Origin of the sequence: Polyangium sp. 6x1, from assembly GCF_029946515.1 — a bacterium.
Classification (GTDB): domain Bacteria; phylum Myxococcota_A; class Polyangia; order Polyangiales; family Polyangiaceae; genus Polyangium.
The window spans coordinates 13388-28954 of record NZ_JARZHH010000034.1 but is presented as its reverse complement, the minus strand read 5'-3'; the positions used below and the strand labels follow the sequence as shown (position 1 = coordinate 28954).

15 protein-coding genes are annotated in these 15567 nt (G+C 69.6%); 4 read left to right on the top strand and 11 right to left on the bottom strand.

Annotation, left to right across the window (positions count from 1 at the left end; all coding sequences use genetic code 11):
• Positions 1-94: 94 nt before the first annotated feature.
• The 8 genes from QHF85_RS28195 to QHF85_RS28160 all read right to left on the bottom strand — a co-directional run bounded on the left by QHF85_RS28195 (position 95) and on the right by QHF85_RS28160 (position 7500).
• Positions 95-244: a hypothetical protein gene (locus QHF85_RS28195; protein ID WP_153823572.1), complete on the bottom strand. Its 150-nt coding sequence runs from the start codon at positions 242-244 to the stop codon at positions 95-97.
• Between the two features lie 176 nt (positions 245-420).
• Entirely contained in the window at positions 421-834 is a 414-nt protein-coding gene (locus QHF85_RS28190) for an NUDIX hydrolase (protein ID WP_281330437.1), read from the bottom strand.
• Positions 835-854: 20 nt separating this feature from the next.
• Positions 855-2492, bottom strand: coding sequence for a transglutaminase domain-containing protein (locus QHF85_RS28185; protein WP_281330436.1), 1638 nt, complete (start codon positions 2490-2492; stop codon positions 855-857).
• 67 nt (positions 2493-2559) lie between these two features.
• Positions 2560-3024, bottom strand: coding sequence for a nuclear transport factor 2 family protein (locus tag QHF85_RS28180; RefSeq protein ID WP_281330435.1), 465 nt, complete (start codon positions 3022-3024; stop codon positions 2560-2562).
• A gap of 55 nt (positions 3025-3079) precedes the next feature.
• Positions 3080-4390 (bottom strand): polynucleotide adenylyltransferase PcnB, encoded by a 1311-nt coding sequence (pcnB, locus tag QHF85_RS28175; RefSeq protein WP_281330434.1) that lies wholly within the window; start codon positions 4388-4390, stop codon positions 3080-3082.
• A gap of 140 nt (positions 4391-4530) precedes the next feature.
• Entirely contained in the window at positions 4531-5439 is a 909-nt protein-coding gene (locus tag QHF85_RS28170) for a serine/threonine-protein kinase (RefSeq protein ID WP_281330433.1), read from the bottom strand.
• A 58-nt stretch (positions 5440-5497) separates the two neighbouring features.
• Positions 5498-6505 carry a tRNA glutamyl-Q(34) synthetase GluQRS gene (gluQRS, locus tag QHF85_RS28165; protein WP_281330432.1) on the bottom strand — a complete coding sequence of 336 codons (1008 nt, stop codon included), beginning with the start codon at positions 6503-6505 and terminating at the stop codon, positions 5498-5500.
• A 191-nt stretch (positions 6506-6696) separates the two neighbouring features.
• Positions 6697-7500, bottom strand: a complete 804-nt coding sequence (locus QHF85_RS28160) for a hypothetical protein (RefSeq protein WP_281330431.1) — start codon at positions 7498-7500, stop codon at positions 6697-6699.
• Positions 7501-7571: 71 nt separating this feature from the next.
• Here QHF85_RS28160 and QHF85_RS28155 point away from each other — a divergent pair, with 71 nt between their 5' ends.
• Positions 7572-8906, top strand: a complete 1335-nt coding sequence (locus QHF85_RS28155) for a hypothetical protein (RefSeq protein ID WP_281330430.1) — start codon at positions 7572-7574, stop codon at positions 8904-8906.
• Positions 8907-8936: 30 nt separating this feature from the next.
• A complete protein-coding gene (locus QHF85_RS28150) occupies positions 8937-9839 on the top strand; it encodes a hypothetical protein (protein ID WP_281330429.1) in 903 nt (300 codons plus the stop codon).
• Positions 9840-9849: 10 nt separating this feature from the next.
• Here the strand turns inward: QHF85_RS28150 and QHF85_RS28145 are convergent, their stop codons facing one another.
• The 3 genes from QHF85_RS28145 to QHF85_RS28135 are packed head-to-tail and all read right to left on the bottom strand — an operon-like array spanning position 9850 to position 12335.
• Positions 9850-10437, bottom strand: coding sequence for a hypothetical protein (locus QHF85_RS28145; RefSeq protein WP_281330428.1), 588 nt, complete (start codon positions 10435-10437; stop codon positions 9850-9852).
• Positions 10438-10495: 58 nt separating this feature from the next.
• A complete protein-coding gene (locus tag QHF85_RS28140) occupies positions 10496-11719 on the bottom strand; it encodes a DUF1015 family protein (RefSeq protein WP_281330427.1) in 1224 nt (407 codons plus the stop codon).
• Between the two features lie 55 nt (positions 11720-11774).
• The gene (locus tag QHF85_RS28135) at positions 11775-12335 is read right to left on the bottom strand and encodes a hypothetical protein (RefSeq protein ID WP_281330426.1); all 561 of its coding nucleotides are present in this window, start codon (positions 12333-12335) and stop codon (positions 11775-11777) included.
• Between the two features lie 92 nt (positions 12336-12427).
• Between QHF85_RS28135 and QHF85_RS28130 the strand changes: the two genes are divergently transcribed.
• Positions 12428-14059, top strand: a complete 1632-nt coding sequence (locus QHF85_RS28130) for a helix-turn-helix domain-containing protein (protein WP_281330425.1) — start codon at positions 12428-12430, stop codon at positions 14057-14059.
• Positions 14052-15554, top strand: a complete 1503-nt coding sequence (locus tag QHF85_RS28125) for a glycosyltransferase family 39 protein (RefSeq protein WP_281330424.1) — start codon at positions 14052-14054, stop codon at positions 15552-15554. Before QHF85_RS28130 ends, QHF85_RS28125 begins: the two co-directional genes overlap by 8 nt.
• Positions 15555-15567: the final 13 nt, after the last annotated feature.

Sequence of the window (15567 nt, the reverse complement as noted above, 5' to 3'; positions counted from 1 at the left end):
ACGAGGCTACCACACCTGGCTTCCGCGCCGAAAACAGGAAGAGCCTGCCATCGGGCAGGCTCTTCTGGAATCTCCTCTGCAATTCCACTCGCCTTCATGACTCCCCGATATTTACCTCCGCGAAGAGCTCACCGCCCCATCGCCAGAAGGCCACGGTGCGGCTGAACAACAAGACCACTTCGAGGCCCAGGCCGCTGTCGAATTCGACGCGCCAGCGGCCGGGGTCGACTTCGAGAATGCGCACGAAGGTTGGGGGTGCAATCGATGGGCCACGGAGGCCCGGCGTGGCGCACAGATTCCCACGTCCCTCACATGCAATTCATCCGTTCCGAACGAAGGGCCGCCTTCGCGATGCGCGGCCCTTGCACGGGGATTGCGCAGGCCTCTGGCATGGCGCCCGGACGATCCCGCCGTTCGACCTCATCGCAAGACGAGCGCCCGGGTCACGACGCGCCGAACGGCCTCCGTCACGCCGAGACGGACGAAATCGTCCACGCGCGCGAGAATCACCTCGCTCGCGTCGTCCCCCGCCCGTAGGTCGCCGCCCGTCCGGAGGCATGCGTAATCGAGGATCACGTAATGGTACGGGGGATCGATGACCTCGACGACCTCGACGAGCGGACCAACTCTGACGACGAGCCCCGACTCCTCGGAGACCTCCCGAGCGACCGCGACCTCGAGCCGCTCGCCCGGCTCGACACGTCCCCCCGGCAAGGACCACGTCCCGGCCATCGGAGGGCGCGCGCGGCGGACGAGCAAGATGCGCGGCTCGTCCTCGCCGCGATCGATCACGGCAGCCCCCACGGCGAGGCGTGGCGCGCCCTCGACGAACACCTACGGCTCGCCCCGCGCGGTCACTTCGTCTCCCCTGCCCCGCAACGCGCGCCGCCCGGCGTGCGCAGGACGAGCTCGTACTCGCCGAGCGACAGCTCGCGCGGGATGACGACGGGCCCGTTGTACCCGCCGCGATCGTCGGTGGAGAGCGAGCCGACGACGATGCCCTCGGGCGCGGTCGAGCTGCGCAAGAGCACGTCGACGCGCACGTTCGGACAAGCGCTGCCGCCGCTCTTCACCTCGCCGCGCAGGATCACGGGCAAACCACGACGCACGTCCCGGCCGACCTCACCCACCGTGATCTCCGCGGGCGGCGCGTTCGGATCGACAGGCTCCGTGGCGCTCGGCGCAGGCTCGGGCGGGCTCGCGCTGGAGGACGTCGTCGCGCTCGGCGAAGGCGCGCTCCCGTTCGTCCCGCCGTTCTGCGCGTTGCCGCTCTGGCCGCCGCTCTGGCGCGAGCGGTCCGCCATCTCCTGCCCGGAGTCCTGGTTCTCTGGCCAAGCGTAGGGATCGGCCGGCGGCTGATGCGCGGGCCGATCATCCTGCTGCGCCTCCATGTTCAGCGCGGCGCCGCCGAGGTCGATGCGATGCCAGATGTTCCCATCGAAGGCCTCGACCCAAGCGTGCGCTTCGTTGACGATCATGCGCGCGGGCAGGCCGACGTTGAGGGCGGTCACGAGGAACGCGAACGAGCGATGTCGGCAGACGCCTTTGCGCGTGAGCGCGAGGTCGAGGTAGATGTCCTCGCGGCCGCGCGGCGGATCGTCGGAGGGCTCGAACGAGCGGAAGTAGCCGACCATTTTTTCGAGCACGTCGCGCGGACGCATCGCGCGCGAGATGCCGATCGCGTCGGCGACCTGGGCGAAGGCGGCGCGGTGCGCGGTGGGCTGCGGCGGCACGAGGCGCTCGAGCTCGGTCCAGCCGACGTCGGCGAACGCGCTGCCGAACGCGGCGCGCGGGATGCCGAGCTGGACCACGAGGCGCACTTCCTTGCGATCGTGTCCGCGGACGAACCAGTTGTCGGCGCCGTCGCGGAGCACCTCGATGCGCGTCTCGGGGTTCGAGCTCAGCCGGAGCAGACGCGAGCCGGGCCCGACGTTCGGGATGCGCACCGGCTGATCGGGGACGAGGCCGACGGAGAAGTCGCCGTAGAACGTCTCCTCGCCGGGCGCGAGCGCGCCGCCGATGGCGACGGGGTGAAGCGTCTTGTCGCGGACGGCGAGGGTGTAGTCGTCGAGGACGGCGTCGAAGGCGCGCAGGCGCTTGAAGGGCGCGGTGGACGGCGTGAAGGGGTCTTCGTAGTTCTCGACGTTGGGGCGGCGCGTGTCGCGGTCGGGCTCGTAGGTGGACTCGGGTGTGTCGTCGGTGGTCGAGCCGCCGTAGAGGTTGCGCGCGTCGGGCGGCCTGCGTGGATCGGGCGCGGTGGCGATGCCGCTCGGCGTCTGCACCGCGGCGGGCAGATCGCCGTCGATGGTCGTCGTGTTGAACGAGAGGTTCTCCTGCGGATCGGGCGGGAGAAACTCGTGCAGGATCGTGCTCTGCTGCGCGTCGACCGTGCCCGAGAGGGCGATCGTGGCGGCGAGGACGAACGGCACGAACGGCAGGCGCGCGAGGGCGCGTTGAAGTCGCGAGCGGGCGGGGAGCGGGGAAGGAGCCACGCGCATGACGTTCCGCTAGTGAACCACGAAGGGCGCGGAAGTTCCACGGAACGCGCGGGAGATCGCGTCAGGGCATGGAGTAGCGCACGACGAGCGAGGCGATCTTCCAGACGCCTCCTACGCGGCGGTACTTTTCTTCGTAGCCGCCGAACACCGTGGCCCGAGCGGCGTCGGGCGGGTCGCGCGGGATGCGGTGAACCAGGAAGCACCACGTGCCCTCGGCGGTATCGCCCTGGACCGAAAGGACCGGGTTCACGACGTGGTGGGCGCTCCAGCGCGTGCCCGCGGGCAGCACCTCGGCGAAAGCGCGGAGCAGCTCTTCCTTGCCGGAGAACACGCCGAACGGGCCGTAGTCGGCGGCGGCGTCGTCCGTGAAGAGGTCCGCGAGCGCGAGGGCGTTCGCGTGGCTCGGCGCGCCGAGGCAACGGTCGGCGAGGACCGCGTACCGCGCCTTGAGCGCGCGGAGCGCTTCCACCGATTCGAGGCGATCGAGTCGCGAGAGCAGATCGTCCGCGTCGTTCGAGCTCGGCATGGATCCTCCGCATCTTCTCCCCTCTCCCGCGAGGGAGAGGGGTGAGGGTGTCGTCTTACCGCCGACCGCGATGCGACGGATGCGGCCGCTCGCGATGGTGGTGGTGCGGCAGCGACGTCGAGGGGGCCGAGCCGCGGAACCGCTCGAGCGTGGCCGTGGGCTCGCCGCGCGCGGTGAGGTCGGCGAACGCGACGTCCAGGGCCGCCTGGAAGAGCTCGGTGCGGGCGAAACGACCGGCGCGGCCGGCGGAGAGGCGCGGCATGACGCCGATGATGCGGCGGATGCCGTCGGCGTACCTGCGCGAGAGCGCGAGCCGCTCGATGAGCGGTTCGAGGAAATCGGCCACGGCGGCGCCTCGGTCGCGCGCGCCGTCGCACGCTTCCTTGAGCGGTTCGAGCAGGAGCAAGGTCCAGAGGACGGTGTCGTCGAGCGGGCCTTCCTCGTTGGTGCGCCGATCGATGTACTCGAGCAAGCGCCACTGCCGAACACCCGGCCCGTCCTCGCGATCCTCGTCGTAGAGCAGCGAGGAGAGCTCGGGCAGGAGCACGTCGAGCACGCCCGTCTCCCACGCGAGGTAGATCGTCCGGCGCGCCTGACCGCCGCGCAAGAGACGCAGGATCTCCTCCGACAGACGCGGGCGCGCGGCGAGCGCGAGCGACTCGCGGCAGAAGACGATCGCGTCGTAGACGTCGGGCGTGATCGCGAAGCCGAGCCTGCCTGCGAACTTGAGCGCGCGCAGGATGCGCACCGGGTCTTCGCGGAAGCGCGTCTCGGGGTCGCCGATCGTGTGCACCACGCGGCGCTCGACGTCGGCCATGCCGCCGACCCAGTCGAGGATCTGGCGCGCCTCGATGTCGTAGAACAGCGCGTTCATGGTGAAGTCGCGCCGCATGGCGTCTTCACTGGCGACGCCGAAGACGTTGTCGCTGCGGATGAGCAGCTCGGCGGACTCGTCGCCGTCGTCCTTCGGGTTGCGCCGGAACGTGGCGACCTCGATGACCTTGCCGCCCTGGAAGAGGACGTGCACGAGGCGGAAGCGTCGGCCGATGATGCGGGAGTTGCGGAAGAGCTCGCGCACCTCCTCGGGCCGCGCGCTCGTCGCGACGTCGAAGTCCTTGGGGCTCCGATCGAGCAAGAGGTCGCGGACGCAGCCGCCGACGAGGTAAGCCTCGTGGCCGTGCCGCGTGAGGCGCCGAAGGACCTTCTGCACATCCGGGTCGATGCGCGCCTCGTCGAAAGAGACGTCGTAACGACGCGCAGGCTCGGACGGCGGGAGCGGAGCCGGGCCGATGGTGTAGCTCGGCTCGAGGTCAGCCTCGGCGTAATCAGGGAGGGGATTCAGAGGGGAGGGGGTCGTTCGCCCCATGGCTTCCATGCGGCTCGTGGGAGTTTTGCTCGGCTCGCCCGAGCGTTGCGCACGACCAGGGCCGCCCTTCGAGAGGATTCACCGCGTCTAGCAGGGGACGGCCCCGGGGGCAAATGGCCAGCGCAGACAAGTTAGCATTCTCACCGTAAACAGCGACCTTCGGGGGTGTCGCGCAGGGCCTCGGCCATGGCGGCGGCCGAGCCGTAGCGGCGGCTCGGGTCCTTCTCGAGCGCGCGAACGACCACCGCTTCGAGCGCGGTCGAGGCTTCGAGCGCGGCGTTCACCATGCGGAGCTGGGGCGGGCGCTCGACGGCGTGTTTCTCGGCGACCACCGCGGCCGGACCGACGAACGGCGGACGGCCGGCGAGCATCTCGAAGAGCACGACACCGAGCGCGTAGATGTCCGCGGTCGGCTGCGCGACGTCGCCCGCGGCCTGCTCCGCCGGCATGTACTCGGGCGTGCCGACGGCCGAGCGCCGCGTGGTGAGGCGGAAGGAACCGACGCCTCCAGGATCGCCGTCGATCCACGCGAAGCCGAAGTCGAGCAGCTTGACGAGCTCGCGCCCGTCCGGCGCGTGCACGAGGAAGATGTTCTCCGGTTTGACGTCGCGATGCACGACGCCGGACGTGTGCGCGGCGGCGAGGGCGAAGGCGGTGTCGACGGCGATGCGCGTGGCGCGGGCGGGCGTGAGCGTGCGCGCGTAGGAGAGCGTGTCGGCGAGGTCGAGCCCGACGAGAAGCTCGGCCACGAAGTACGGCAGATCGTTCGGCAGGGTGCCGCAGTCGTGGATCTGGAGGACGCGCGGATCGACGATGCGCGTCGCGGCGGCGACCTCGCGGTGGAAGCGCGCGCGCAGCATGTCGTTCGACTGGTGCTCGGGGCGCAGCACCTTCACCGTGACGCGAGGACCGTTGCGTCCGCCGCGCAGCGCTTCGGCGACGTAGACGTGACCGACGCCTCCGCTGCCGAGGTACTGGATGACGCGGAAGCGCTTGTCGATGACGGCTCCGAGGAGCGCATCGGACGTGGCGGAGCTCTCGCGGTGCATCGGCGAGCCATCCTACCGCAGCCGACGCGAGCCGGGGCGACGCATCGCAAAACGTCGCTCACACGTGTGCGACGATCGCCGACACGCGCACCGCTTCGCGAGGCAAGCGAGACCAATCGAGCGAGGCGGCGAGGGCTTCGAGCGGCGCCTCGGCGTCGCCGAGGTCGTGACCGTACGCGCGGGCGATGGCGCGCACGAGCGCGCGCGGGTCGCGACCGGCGTCGCGATGATCACGGAGCGCCATGAGCTTGTCCCGCTTGGCGAGGCGGCTGCCGTCATCGGCGACGAGCAAGGGGACGTGGGCGAACGTTGGAGGTGCTCCGCGGAGAAGTTTGCTGAGGAGGATCTGTCGCGCGGACGAGCTCGCCAGGTCGCCGCCGCGCACGACGTCGGTGATCTGCATGTGCAGGTCGTCGACGACGACGGCGAGCTGATACGCGAAGACGCCGTCGCCGCGACGCAGGACGAAGTCGCCCGTCACCGCGCCGACGTGCTCGGTGCAGGGGCCGAGGACGCGATCGTTCGTGGTGACGATCGCGCGGTCGTCGTCGGGCACGGCGAGGCGAACGGCGGGCGGGCGGCGGAAGTCGCGCTTCTGCATGCCGAAGCGCCTGCACGTGCCGGGATACCGTGGCCCTTCCTCGCCGGCGTGCGGCGCGCTGGCGACGCGGGCGATCTCGGCGCGGGAGCAATCGCAGTAGTAAACGAGCCCGCGCGCGGCGAGGTCGTCGATCGCGGCTTCGTAAAGGGCGAGGCGCTCGGATTGCACGTACGGCGCGAAGGGGCCGTTGGGGGTTTGGGGGCGTAGCTCGGCTTGTCCGAGCGTAGCCCCCAAGCGTGGATAGACGGGGGATTCGTCCCAGCGGAGGCCGAGCCACGCGAGGTCGTCGAGGATGGCCTCGGCCGCGCCGGGGACGACGCGCGGGCGGTCGATGTCTTCCATGCGGAGGACGAGGGTGCCGTCCGCTTGTTTGGCGGCGGCGGCGCAGAAAAGGGCGGCGGCGGCGCTGCCGAGGTGAAGGGCGCCGGTGGGGGAAGGGGCGAATCGGCCGCGGTAGGCGGGCATGGGGGCGGGTATGGTGACAGAACCACGCGGGAGGGGGATCGAACTGGCTGCCGCGTGGTTCGAATCACGCGAGGAGGCGGTCCCGAGGGGGCTTCAGGTGGTTTCGAACCACCTGGAAGGCGGCTCGGCGCGGCTCTTGGGTGGTTTCGTGCGGCGTGGGAGCGGCTCGGACCGGCGGGTCGCGTGGTTCGTCAGGGTGCCTCGGGGGTCTGCGCCGGCGCGCTCGTGGTTTGCTTGGCGGCGGTCGCGCTCCGCGCTCGCGCGTCGGCCTTCTTCTCGGCGTCCCGGAGAGGTCCGAAGACCAGCGCCGCCGTCGCGGGTGCGAGCTCGGCGAGCTCGCCGTCGGCGACGAGGGAATTGGCGACACGAATCCACCGATTGCGGGCCTTCACGAGCGCCGATCCGGAGGCGAGCTCGGATTGTTCGGCGAGGAGGCGGCCCTTTTCGTCTTCGAGCTCGCCGAGATGCTTGCCGAGCGCAATCCACTCCTGGAGGTATTCCGTCAGGAACCTCTGCGCAGGCCCATGGCCGATGAAGATGGTATTCGTGCGCGATGTGATTGCGGGCGTCAGACGCTCGGCGAGCTGCTGTGCCTGGCCCGCCTGCGCGCGATAGGTCTTTTGCATGCTGGGGAGTCCGTCGGGGACGAGGACGTCGCGGAGCTGAATCAAATCGGCCCCGGCCTCGCCGCCGAGCAGCTCGGCGGTGGAGGTGAGATAGCCGTGAACACCTCGAATGATGGCGTCGTGCCGGAGGTCGATCTTGCCCTCCTCGGCGCTGATCTCGTCGAGCCGCGGATTCTTGGACGGCTGGGCGGCGGTGGCGAGGATGGAATGAATCTCGTCGATGCGAGGGAGCTTGGCGGAGAGGTCGGGGATGGAGAGAATGGCCGCGCGGGCGGGGGATTCGGGGTCGGTCCAGGTGGCGGAGACCTGGAGCATTTCTTCGGTTTGGAGGTTCTTGAAGGCCATGGAGAATGGCTGGGACGGTATCATGGGCTACCACGACAAGGCAAGGGAGCTTCCAGTTGGGCTCGCAGGGCTGGTACCCTCGGCGCGGAGGTCCCATGCGCCGTGGCGTCTTCACCTCGTTCCTGCTGCCGCTGCCGCTTCTCTTCTTCGCCTCGGCCGCGCATGCGCTGGAGTTCCGCGTCTGCGTCAAGCCGCCGGACGTCCCGCCCGGCCTGACCCAGTGGGCCTATGAGGAGGGGTCGGCGACGGTGTGGACCACGCGCAGCCGAGCGGAGTTCGCGCGGAAGGTCGAAGGGCGCGCCACGTTCACCTTCGACCCTTATGCCCCGCCAGAGAGCGTCCGTGTCTTGCCGATCCCGTACAACACGCTGAAATGCCCGCCACCGCCGCCGCGACCGAAACCGGCGCCGGCGAAGGATGCGCCGAAAGAGGAGAAAAAAGCGGAGGACGGGAGCGCGAGCAAAGGGGGCGGCAAGCGCGGCGGCGACGAGGAACGCAAAGGCGGGGGCGACGAGGGCAGCGTCGAGAAACGCGTCGAGAAGCATCGCCTCCCGCAGCCGAAGGAGGGCCCGCCGCCTCCGGCGAGGCGGCAAGATCCCGTTTTGCCGCGACAAGGTGTTTTGTCGAGCGAACCGATCCTGCCGCAACGGGAGGCGAAGTGGGCGGACAAGGAGCACGGGCTCCAGGACCGAGGCGGCGCGCTCCCACAGCTCGTGGAGACGGAAGACCGGAAGCCCTTGACCGTCACGTCGTGCGAGCAGACGAAGGAGGGCTGCCCGACGCGGAAGCAGAAGACGCGGGCCGGGGCGGTCCTGGAGCAGGTGGTGATCGCGGGGGCGATCTTCAACCTGCAAATGAACGAGGACCTCCATCGGCCCGACGGGAAGGAATACGGGATCGTCGGCGGGATGAATGCCGACGGGCCAAACGACCCGAGGCTCCAGGCGGCGGCCGCAGCCGTGATGTTCTCGCCGGTCGCGATGGCGCTCGGAAACAGGTTCATGAAGGCGACGTCGGAGGCCTTGGCACGCGGCGAGAAGGTCGTCATCAAGGACGTGAGCGATCTGTCGGAGGATGCCGCCAAGTACCTGGCGGAGGAGTTTGGAGAGGAGCTGACGCAGGCGCTCGCGAAGGCAGAGGTGATCGGGCCCTATCGCGTGATGCAGCACTTCACCGGGAAGCATGGGCGAAAGTGGCAAGCGCACCATATCTACGAGACGGCCAAGATGGAGGGCATCGGTCTCGACCCTCTGGATGGGCCGTCGGTCATCCTTTCGAGCGAGGAGCACAGTATGTTTACGGCCACTCTACGCGATGCTACGAGAGGCATTCCTCCCCGCGAGCTGGCCAAGCTCTGGGACGCATACCAGAAGTCCTACAAATTGAAACCGCACTGGCTGAAGGCGATCGAGCACTATTTCTTGGACTGATCCAAACGGAAGCCCTGCAGGACATAGCCGATGAAAACCAAGTTTCTGTTGCACTTCGATAGCAACGATGTCCCGGGTGGGGAGCAGACCGTCCTTTCGCCCTCGGGCTGCGGACCCGACGTGGCGGAGGTACAAGAATGGCCGATCCGGAGACCCGTCGTCGAGGTCCGACTGGACGCGAACGATCCCCGCCTGCCCCTCCTGCTCCAGCTCCTCCTCGCCTACAAGGTCCAATGGTTCGAGGATCGCTGGGACGAATACACGGACGAGGAGTTCGAAGCGGCACCCCTCATCATTGCGATCGGCACGTGGGAAGTAGAGGTCCTCGGAGGCCCTCGGTTCGGCACGGACTTCGACATCTCGACGGCGTGCCCGACGTGTGGCGCGGGGATACGTCAAACCTCCGCATACGTGCTCGATGGCACGAGCCAGGAGAGCATGCCGAAGCTCGGGGAGTTTCGCGCCGTCGGCAGTTATGGCGAGATCCTGGTCGACGAGCGGCTCGCCGAGACACTCGAGAACGCCGGGCTCTCGGGCCTCTCCTTCCGGAGCGTGTACGCAAGGCAGAAGGATATGCGGCAGACCAAGCTGTCATGGAGGCAGATGTGGGCGTCGCACACGTTGCCCCCGATGTCCTCACGCTCGACGGGCGTCGAACGGGGCAAGGTGTGCAAGGCCTGCGGGCGCAGCAAGTTCAACGTCTCCCTCAAGGAACCTTTGCGCCTCGCGTACCACGCCCAAGATCTCGTCGGAGCGCAAGACGTCAACCGGATGTGGGAGCGTTTCGGTATCGCGCGGTGGAACGGCGATCTGAAGACGGCCGTGCTCTCGCAACCCGATTTTCTCGTCACCCCCAAGGTCTGGCGCATCTTCAAGGACGCAGGCGTGACCGGGTTCAAGTGGCTGCCCATTCGCGTCGTCGAGGACGAATGACGGGGCCTGCCTACCGCCCCCGCTCGTAATCCTTCGCCGCGCGATCGACGATATCCCAATCCCGCGCCGCGCGCTCCGACTCGGCCACGAGATCCGCCGTGAACAGCGTCAGCCCCCAGATCCCATTCTCGCGACGCCGAAACCCGTACCGCGTTCCGCGCGCCGTCTCCACCGTCGCCCGCTCGCCCACGATTTCGACCTTCGCCATTCCCGACAAATCTCGCCGGAGCCGCGTCACGAATCCCTTTTTCGTCGCGAGATCCACCCACACGTCCGCCCCGTCCTCCGCCGTCGCGTGCGTCCGGTATGCGTCGACGAGCCGCGTGCGCTCGGGCTCGGGGTAGGATTGCGCGATGCGCTCGCTCGCCTTCTTGCGGTAATCGCGAATGCTGTAGGCGGCGTGCTGCGCGGAGTCTTCGAGGTAATGGAAGCAGGTGCGGGCGTCGCCCTGCGAGAGGTTGAACGCAATCCGCAGGTAGGCGCCCTCGGGCGTGGTGTCCGGCGGGAAACGAGATGCCGCCCAGAAGATGTAGCCGCCACCGCCGAGCGTGAGGAGGGCGAGGCCGGAGGCGAGGGCTTGTCGGCGCGTGAGGGGCATCGGCGAGGTCAGCGTCTCGTTTCCACGTAAAAGGCCACTCGGCAAGCAGCCGGGCGCATCAGAACGTGTGCACGAACAGCCCGCTCCTGAGCTTCGGCTCGAACCAGGTGCTCTTCGGCGGCATGAGCAGGCCCGCGTCGCTCACCGCGAAGAGCTGCTCGATCTGCGTCGGGTAGAGGTGCAAGCCCAAGGTGAAATCCCCCGCGTCGACCCGACGCTCGAGCTCGCCGTAGCCGCGGATGCCGCCCACGAAGTCGACGTGTTTGTCCCGGCGCGGGTCCTTCACGCCGAAGATCGGGCCGAGCAGGAGGTCCTGCGCGATCGAGCAGTCGAGCGAGGCGACCGGATCCTCGGCGCGCGCAGAATCCTCCGGGGCGCGGAGGAGGTACCACTTGCCCGCGAGGTAAGCGCCGAAGGTGCGCGGCTCGGGCGGCGTCGCGGCGAGGCCGTCGGGGCGCGGCTCGACCTGCATCACGGACGCGAGGCGCTCGAGGATCGCCTCGGGCGAGCGGCCTTCGAGGTCCCGCACGACGCGGTTGTACGGCATGATCTTCATCTGGTCGTGCGGGAAGACGACGGCGAGGAAGACGTCGTGCTCGCGGCCGTCGCCGCGGAACGTCTGGTGCACGCGCGCCGCGGCAGCGCTGCGGTGGTGGCCGTCGGCCACGTAGAGACACGCGATCTGCTCGAAGCGATCTTCGAGGGCGCGCGTGGCGTCGCGGCCGAGCACCCAGAAGCGATGGCCGACGCCGTCCTTCGTGGTGAAGTCGTAGATCGGCGGCGCCTCGGTCGACGCACGGACGAGCGCGTCGATCGTCGGGTCCTTGCGGTACGTGAGGAAGACGGGCTCGTCGTGCGCCGAGAGCTCTTCGATGTGGCGCGTGCGGTCGTCTTCCTTGTCGGCCCGGGTCTTCTCGTGCTTCTTGATCGTGTCCGCGAGGTACTCGGAGACCGCCGCGCAGCCGACGACGCCGATCTGCCGGTGGTCGCCCATGGTCTGCGCGTAGAGGTAGAGGTGCGGCTCGGGGTCCTGGGCGAGCGCACCCTCGGCGATGAGGGTCGCCAGGTTCTTCGCGCCCATGGCGTAGACCGCGTCGTCGTGCTCGTCCGTGCCTTCGGGGAGGTCGATCTCGGGCCGCGAGACGTGCAGGAAGCTCGCCGCGTTGCCCTCCGCGAGCTTGCGCGCCTCGGCCGTGGAGATGACGTCGTACGGCGGGCTCGCGACCTCGGGGGCCAAGGAGGGCGGGGGGCGGAAGGCGCGGAAGGGGCGGACTTTGGCCATGCGAGGCGGTTAACCCGGTTCGGGCGTCGTGTCGAGATGGGCGGCGAGCGGGCCCTCAACGAAGGCGGATGGGCTCTTCGGTGGAGAGGAAGACACGCCGGTTCCGATAGAGGTAGACCTGATTGGCGACCGTCCAGAACAGCGCGAACGGCGCGTGGGGGACGAAGATCGCCGCAGCAGGCAGGACCCAGTGGAGGTAGTAGCCGAACGCGTGCCGCCGCGAGAGCAAGACGGCGACCGTCACCACGAACGAGCACCGCAACGCGGCGACGAGGAGCACGATGAGGCTGCTGCTCCCCTCCCAGAAGGCCTGGGCAGCGATGAACGCGGTCCCCACGCCGCCCATGCCGAGCAGCGCCGGGTAGTAGTTCAACCACGAGAACTCGTGGCGCGGGTCCTGTTGCGCCCGACGCGCGATCGAGAGCTCCCCCGGATCGACCTTCCCCCGATAGACGCTCGTGCTTCGCTTTTGCAGCTCCGCGGCGGCGAGCTCCAGGGCCTCTTCCGTGTAGTCCTCGCGCGCAGAGCCGACGACCGAGCTCAGCTCTTCATCGGTCATCTTCGCGAACCGCGCAGCGGCGTAGGCTCGATCGATCTCCGAGTCCGGCGTCGACATGGCACCCCCGCGCCCGAGAGTGTCGGCCTGCGAGCGCGTCCCGGTCAAGCGCTCGGAGCCGATCGGTCGGATCCTGTGGTACACGTCCCGCCGTGCCCGTGCCCGGAGACGACGACAACGAGCGGCTGACACCCACGATCCCGCCGCCGCCCATGATCGAGTCGCCCTCGGGCGCACGCACGCGGCGGGTGATCGCCGTCGGAGGCGGGCGCGGCGGCGTCGGCAAGACGCTGCTCACCGTGAACCTCGGCGTCTACTTCGCCCAGCTCGGCCGCGAGGTCGTCGTCTGCGACACCGATCCGTTCGGCTCGAACCTGCACGGCGTGCTCGGCCTGGAGACGCCGCCGCTCGTGACGAGCGAGGCCCTCGAAGAAGGCAAGGCCAAGCCCGTCAGCACGATCGTCCCGGGCCTGCGCCTCTTGCCCACGGCCTACGATCCGATGACCGCGACGCCGATCCGCCCGAACCGCGGATCGCACTGGGCACGGCAGATCGAGAAGCTCGACGTCGACTACGTCCTCCTGAACCTCGGCGCCTCGACGACGGCCTCCACGCTGGATCTCTTCCTCCAGGCCGACGTCGGGATCTGCGTGACGGCACCCGAGCCGCTCGCGATCGAGACGACCTACCGCTTCGCCCGCGCGCTCTACCTGCGCGTGCTTCGGCGCGCGCTCACGAAGGAGCGCTTCAAGCTGCGCCTCGTCGAGCGCGTGATCGCGGCGCTGCCGCCGCTCGCCCCGCCGCCCGCGATCGTCGCCGAGATCAAGCGCTACGACGACGGCGTCGCCAAGGTCGCGGCCGAGGAGATGCTGCGCGTCGCGGCGCACCTCGTCGTCGGGCAGACGCGCCTGCGCTCCGACCTCGACCTCGGCATGAGCATGTCCGTGATCGCCGAACGCTTCCTCGGCATCTCGCTCGACTACCTCGGCCACATCGAGCACGACGACGCGGTGTGGCTCACGGTGCGGCGCAGGCAGCCGCTGCTCATCGACAGCCCCACCTCGAAGAGCGCGCGCAACATCGAGCGTGTCGCGCGCCGCATCCTCGCGCTGCTCGCCGCACAGAGCACCCGCGGCGGCGCGCTCCCCCCGCGCGCGCCGGCGGCCCAGCAGCGCGCCGCCGCCCTGCCCGCCACGCTCTACGAAGTCCTCGGCGTGCCGCGCACCGCGGCCGACGACGAGATCCGACGCGCCGTGAAGCGCCAGCGCGAGATCTTCCGCGAGGGCAGCCTGCCGCTCTGCTCCGTCGTCGCGCCCGAAGTCTTGCGCCAGGTGCAGGCGCGGATCGAAGAGGCGCACGACACGCTGCTCGATCCGGTGCGCCGCCGCGCCTACGACCTCTCCACCTTCCCCGACGACACGCCCGCCACGGTGGTGCCGCAGCGCAGCAGCAACGCCGCGCAGATGGCCGAGCTCGCCATGCTCCAGGCCGAGCTCGCGCGGGAGATCAATGCCGAGACCCAGTTCACGGGCGCGCTCCTCCGCAAGGTGCGCGAGTCGCAGGGGATCGAGATCACCGAGATCGCGCAGCGCACGAAGATCAACGTCGCGCACCTCGTCGCGATCGAGAACGAGTCGTTCGGGGACCTGCCCGCGCTCGTGTACGTGCAGGGCTTCGTCCAGCAGATCGCGAAGTTCCTGAAGCTCGACCCGGCGCAGGTCGCGAAGACGTACTCGCGAAGGCTGCGGGATCTCTCCCTGGGACGCGCGAGGGGCAGTGGATAAGCCTGCGGACGAAGCAAGGGACCGGCTTTTTTCGGCCGCCCTCTTCGTGCTGGCGCTCCTGCCGCGCCTCTACGTCGCCATCGCCTGGGCCCGCGAGCCGGTGTGGGACGGGCACTACTACGACTTCGGCGCGCGCCGCATCGCCGAGGGCCTCGGCTATTCCGACGACGTCGTCCTCGGCGGCCAGCGCGTCTGGCACCCGTGGTGCCACTACCCCGTCGGCTACAGCGGCTTCCTCGCGATCTTCTACCGCCTCTTCGGCGCAGGTCCCGCGACCGCGCCCGTGGTCAACGCCGTCACGGGCGCCCTCGTCGCGGTGCTCGTGCACAGGCTCGCGCGGTACGCGACGACGAAGAACCGCGCCCGCGCCGCGGGCCTCCTTTGCGCGCTCGATCCCGGCCTCATCGTCTACGCCGCGCTCGTGATGACCGAGCCCCTCGCCGCGCTCGGCCTCGTCGCGGCCGGGTGGCTCGTCGCGCGGGACGCGAAGGAAAAACCTCTCCGGGGCGCGCTTCTCGCGGGCCTCACGCTCGGCCTCGCCACGCTCGTCCGACCGCAGAGCTTGCTCTGCGCGCCGGCGCTCGGGTTCTTCGCCCTCGGCGGCGACGGCGCGCTCCGCGCGAGGCTCGGGGGTTTGGGGGCGCAGCCCGGCTTGTCCGGGCGTAGCCTCCAAGCGTGGAAGAAGAGTGTGATCACGGCTGGCCTCGCGCTCACGACCGCCGTGCTCGTCGTCCTGCCCTGGACCGCGCGCAACTGCCGGGTGATGGACGGCTGCGCGTTCGTCTCGACGAATGCCGGGTGGAACCTCGCGATCGGCGCTTCCCCGCGCGCCACGGGCCGCTTCGAAACGCTCCGCGCGAGCGACGGCTGCAAGGTCGTCACAGGCCAGGTCCAGCAGGATCAATGCTGGCGCGACGAGGGCTTGCGCTGGATCACGAACGACCCGATCCGCTGGCTCTCGCTCGTCCCGAAGAAGCTCGGCCACACCTTCGACCACGAGTCGTTCCCGATGGGCTACCTCGGCGAGGCGAACCCCGCGGCCTGGCCCGAGCCCCGCAAGGCCACGGGCCGCGCCGTGCTCACCGCCGTGCACGTCGCGCTGCTCGCGCTCGCCGCGCTCGGCCTCGTGGCCTCTCCGCTCGGGCGTTTGCCGCTCCGCGCGCGCCTCACGCAGATCGCCGCGCTCCTCGCCGTCGTCGGCGTCGTGCTCCACGGGATCCTCTCCGACGCGCATCCGTTCTGGCCGCTCGCCGTGCTGATCGTGCTCCTCGGCGCCTTGCCGCTCCCCGGCGCGCCGGCCCGCAACGCGACCGTCTCCTACCTCGTCTTCGCCGTCGGGACCGTGGCGCTCACGCACGCGATCTTCTTCGGCGAGGACCGGTATCACGTCGTGATCACGCCGATCCTCTGCTTGCTCGCGGCCCTCGCGTGGAGGCCGTCCGGAGCGCTCGCCGCGCTCTCACCCGCGCCTGCAGACGTTCCCCCACCGCCCTGACCAGGTCTGGTAG

Coding starts and splice junctions, on each gene's coding strand:
- QHF85_RS28180 (WP_281330435.1), bottom strand. CDS start 3,024: ATGCCGAGCTCGAACGACGCGGACGATCTGCTCTCGCGACTCGATCGC.
- pcnB (WP_281330434.1), bottom strand. CDS start 4,390: ATGGGGCGAACGACCCCCTCCCCTCTGAATCCCCTCCCTGATTACGCC.
- QHF85_RS28170 (WP_281330433.1), bottom strand. CDS start 5,439: ATGCACCGCGAGAGCTCCGCCACGTCCGATGCGCTCCTCGGAGCCGTC.
- gluQRS (WP_281330432.1), bottom strand. CDS start 6,505: ATGCCCGCCTACCGCGGCCGATTCGCCCCTTCCCCCACCGGCGCCCTT.
- QHF85_RS28160 (WP_281330431.1), bottom strand. CDS start 7,500: ATGATACCGTCCCAGCCATTCTCCATGGCCTTCAAGAACCTCCAAACC.
- QHF85_RS28155 (WP_281330430.1), top strand. CDS start 7,572: ATGCGCCGTGGCGTCTTCACCTCGTTCCTGCTGCCGCTGCCGCTTCTC.
- QHF85_RS28150 (WP_281330429.1), top strand. CDS start 8,937: ATGAAAACCAAGTTTCTGTTGCACTTCGATAGCAACGATGTCCCGGGT.
- QHF85_RS28145 (WP_281330428.1), bottom strand. CDS start 10,437: ATGCCCCTCACGCGCCGACAAGCCCTCGCCTCCGGCCTCGCCCTCCTC.
- QHF85_RS28140 (WP_281330427.1), bottom strand. CDS start 11,719: ATGGCCAAAGTCCGCCCCTTCCGCGCCTTCCGCCCCCCGCCCTCCTTG.
- QHF85_RS28135 (WP_281330426.1), bottom strand. CDS start 12,335: ATGTCGACGCCGGACTCGGAGATCGATCGAGCCTACGCCGCTGCGCGG.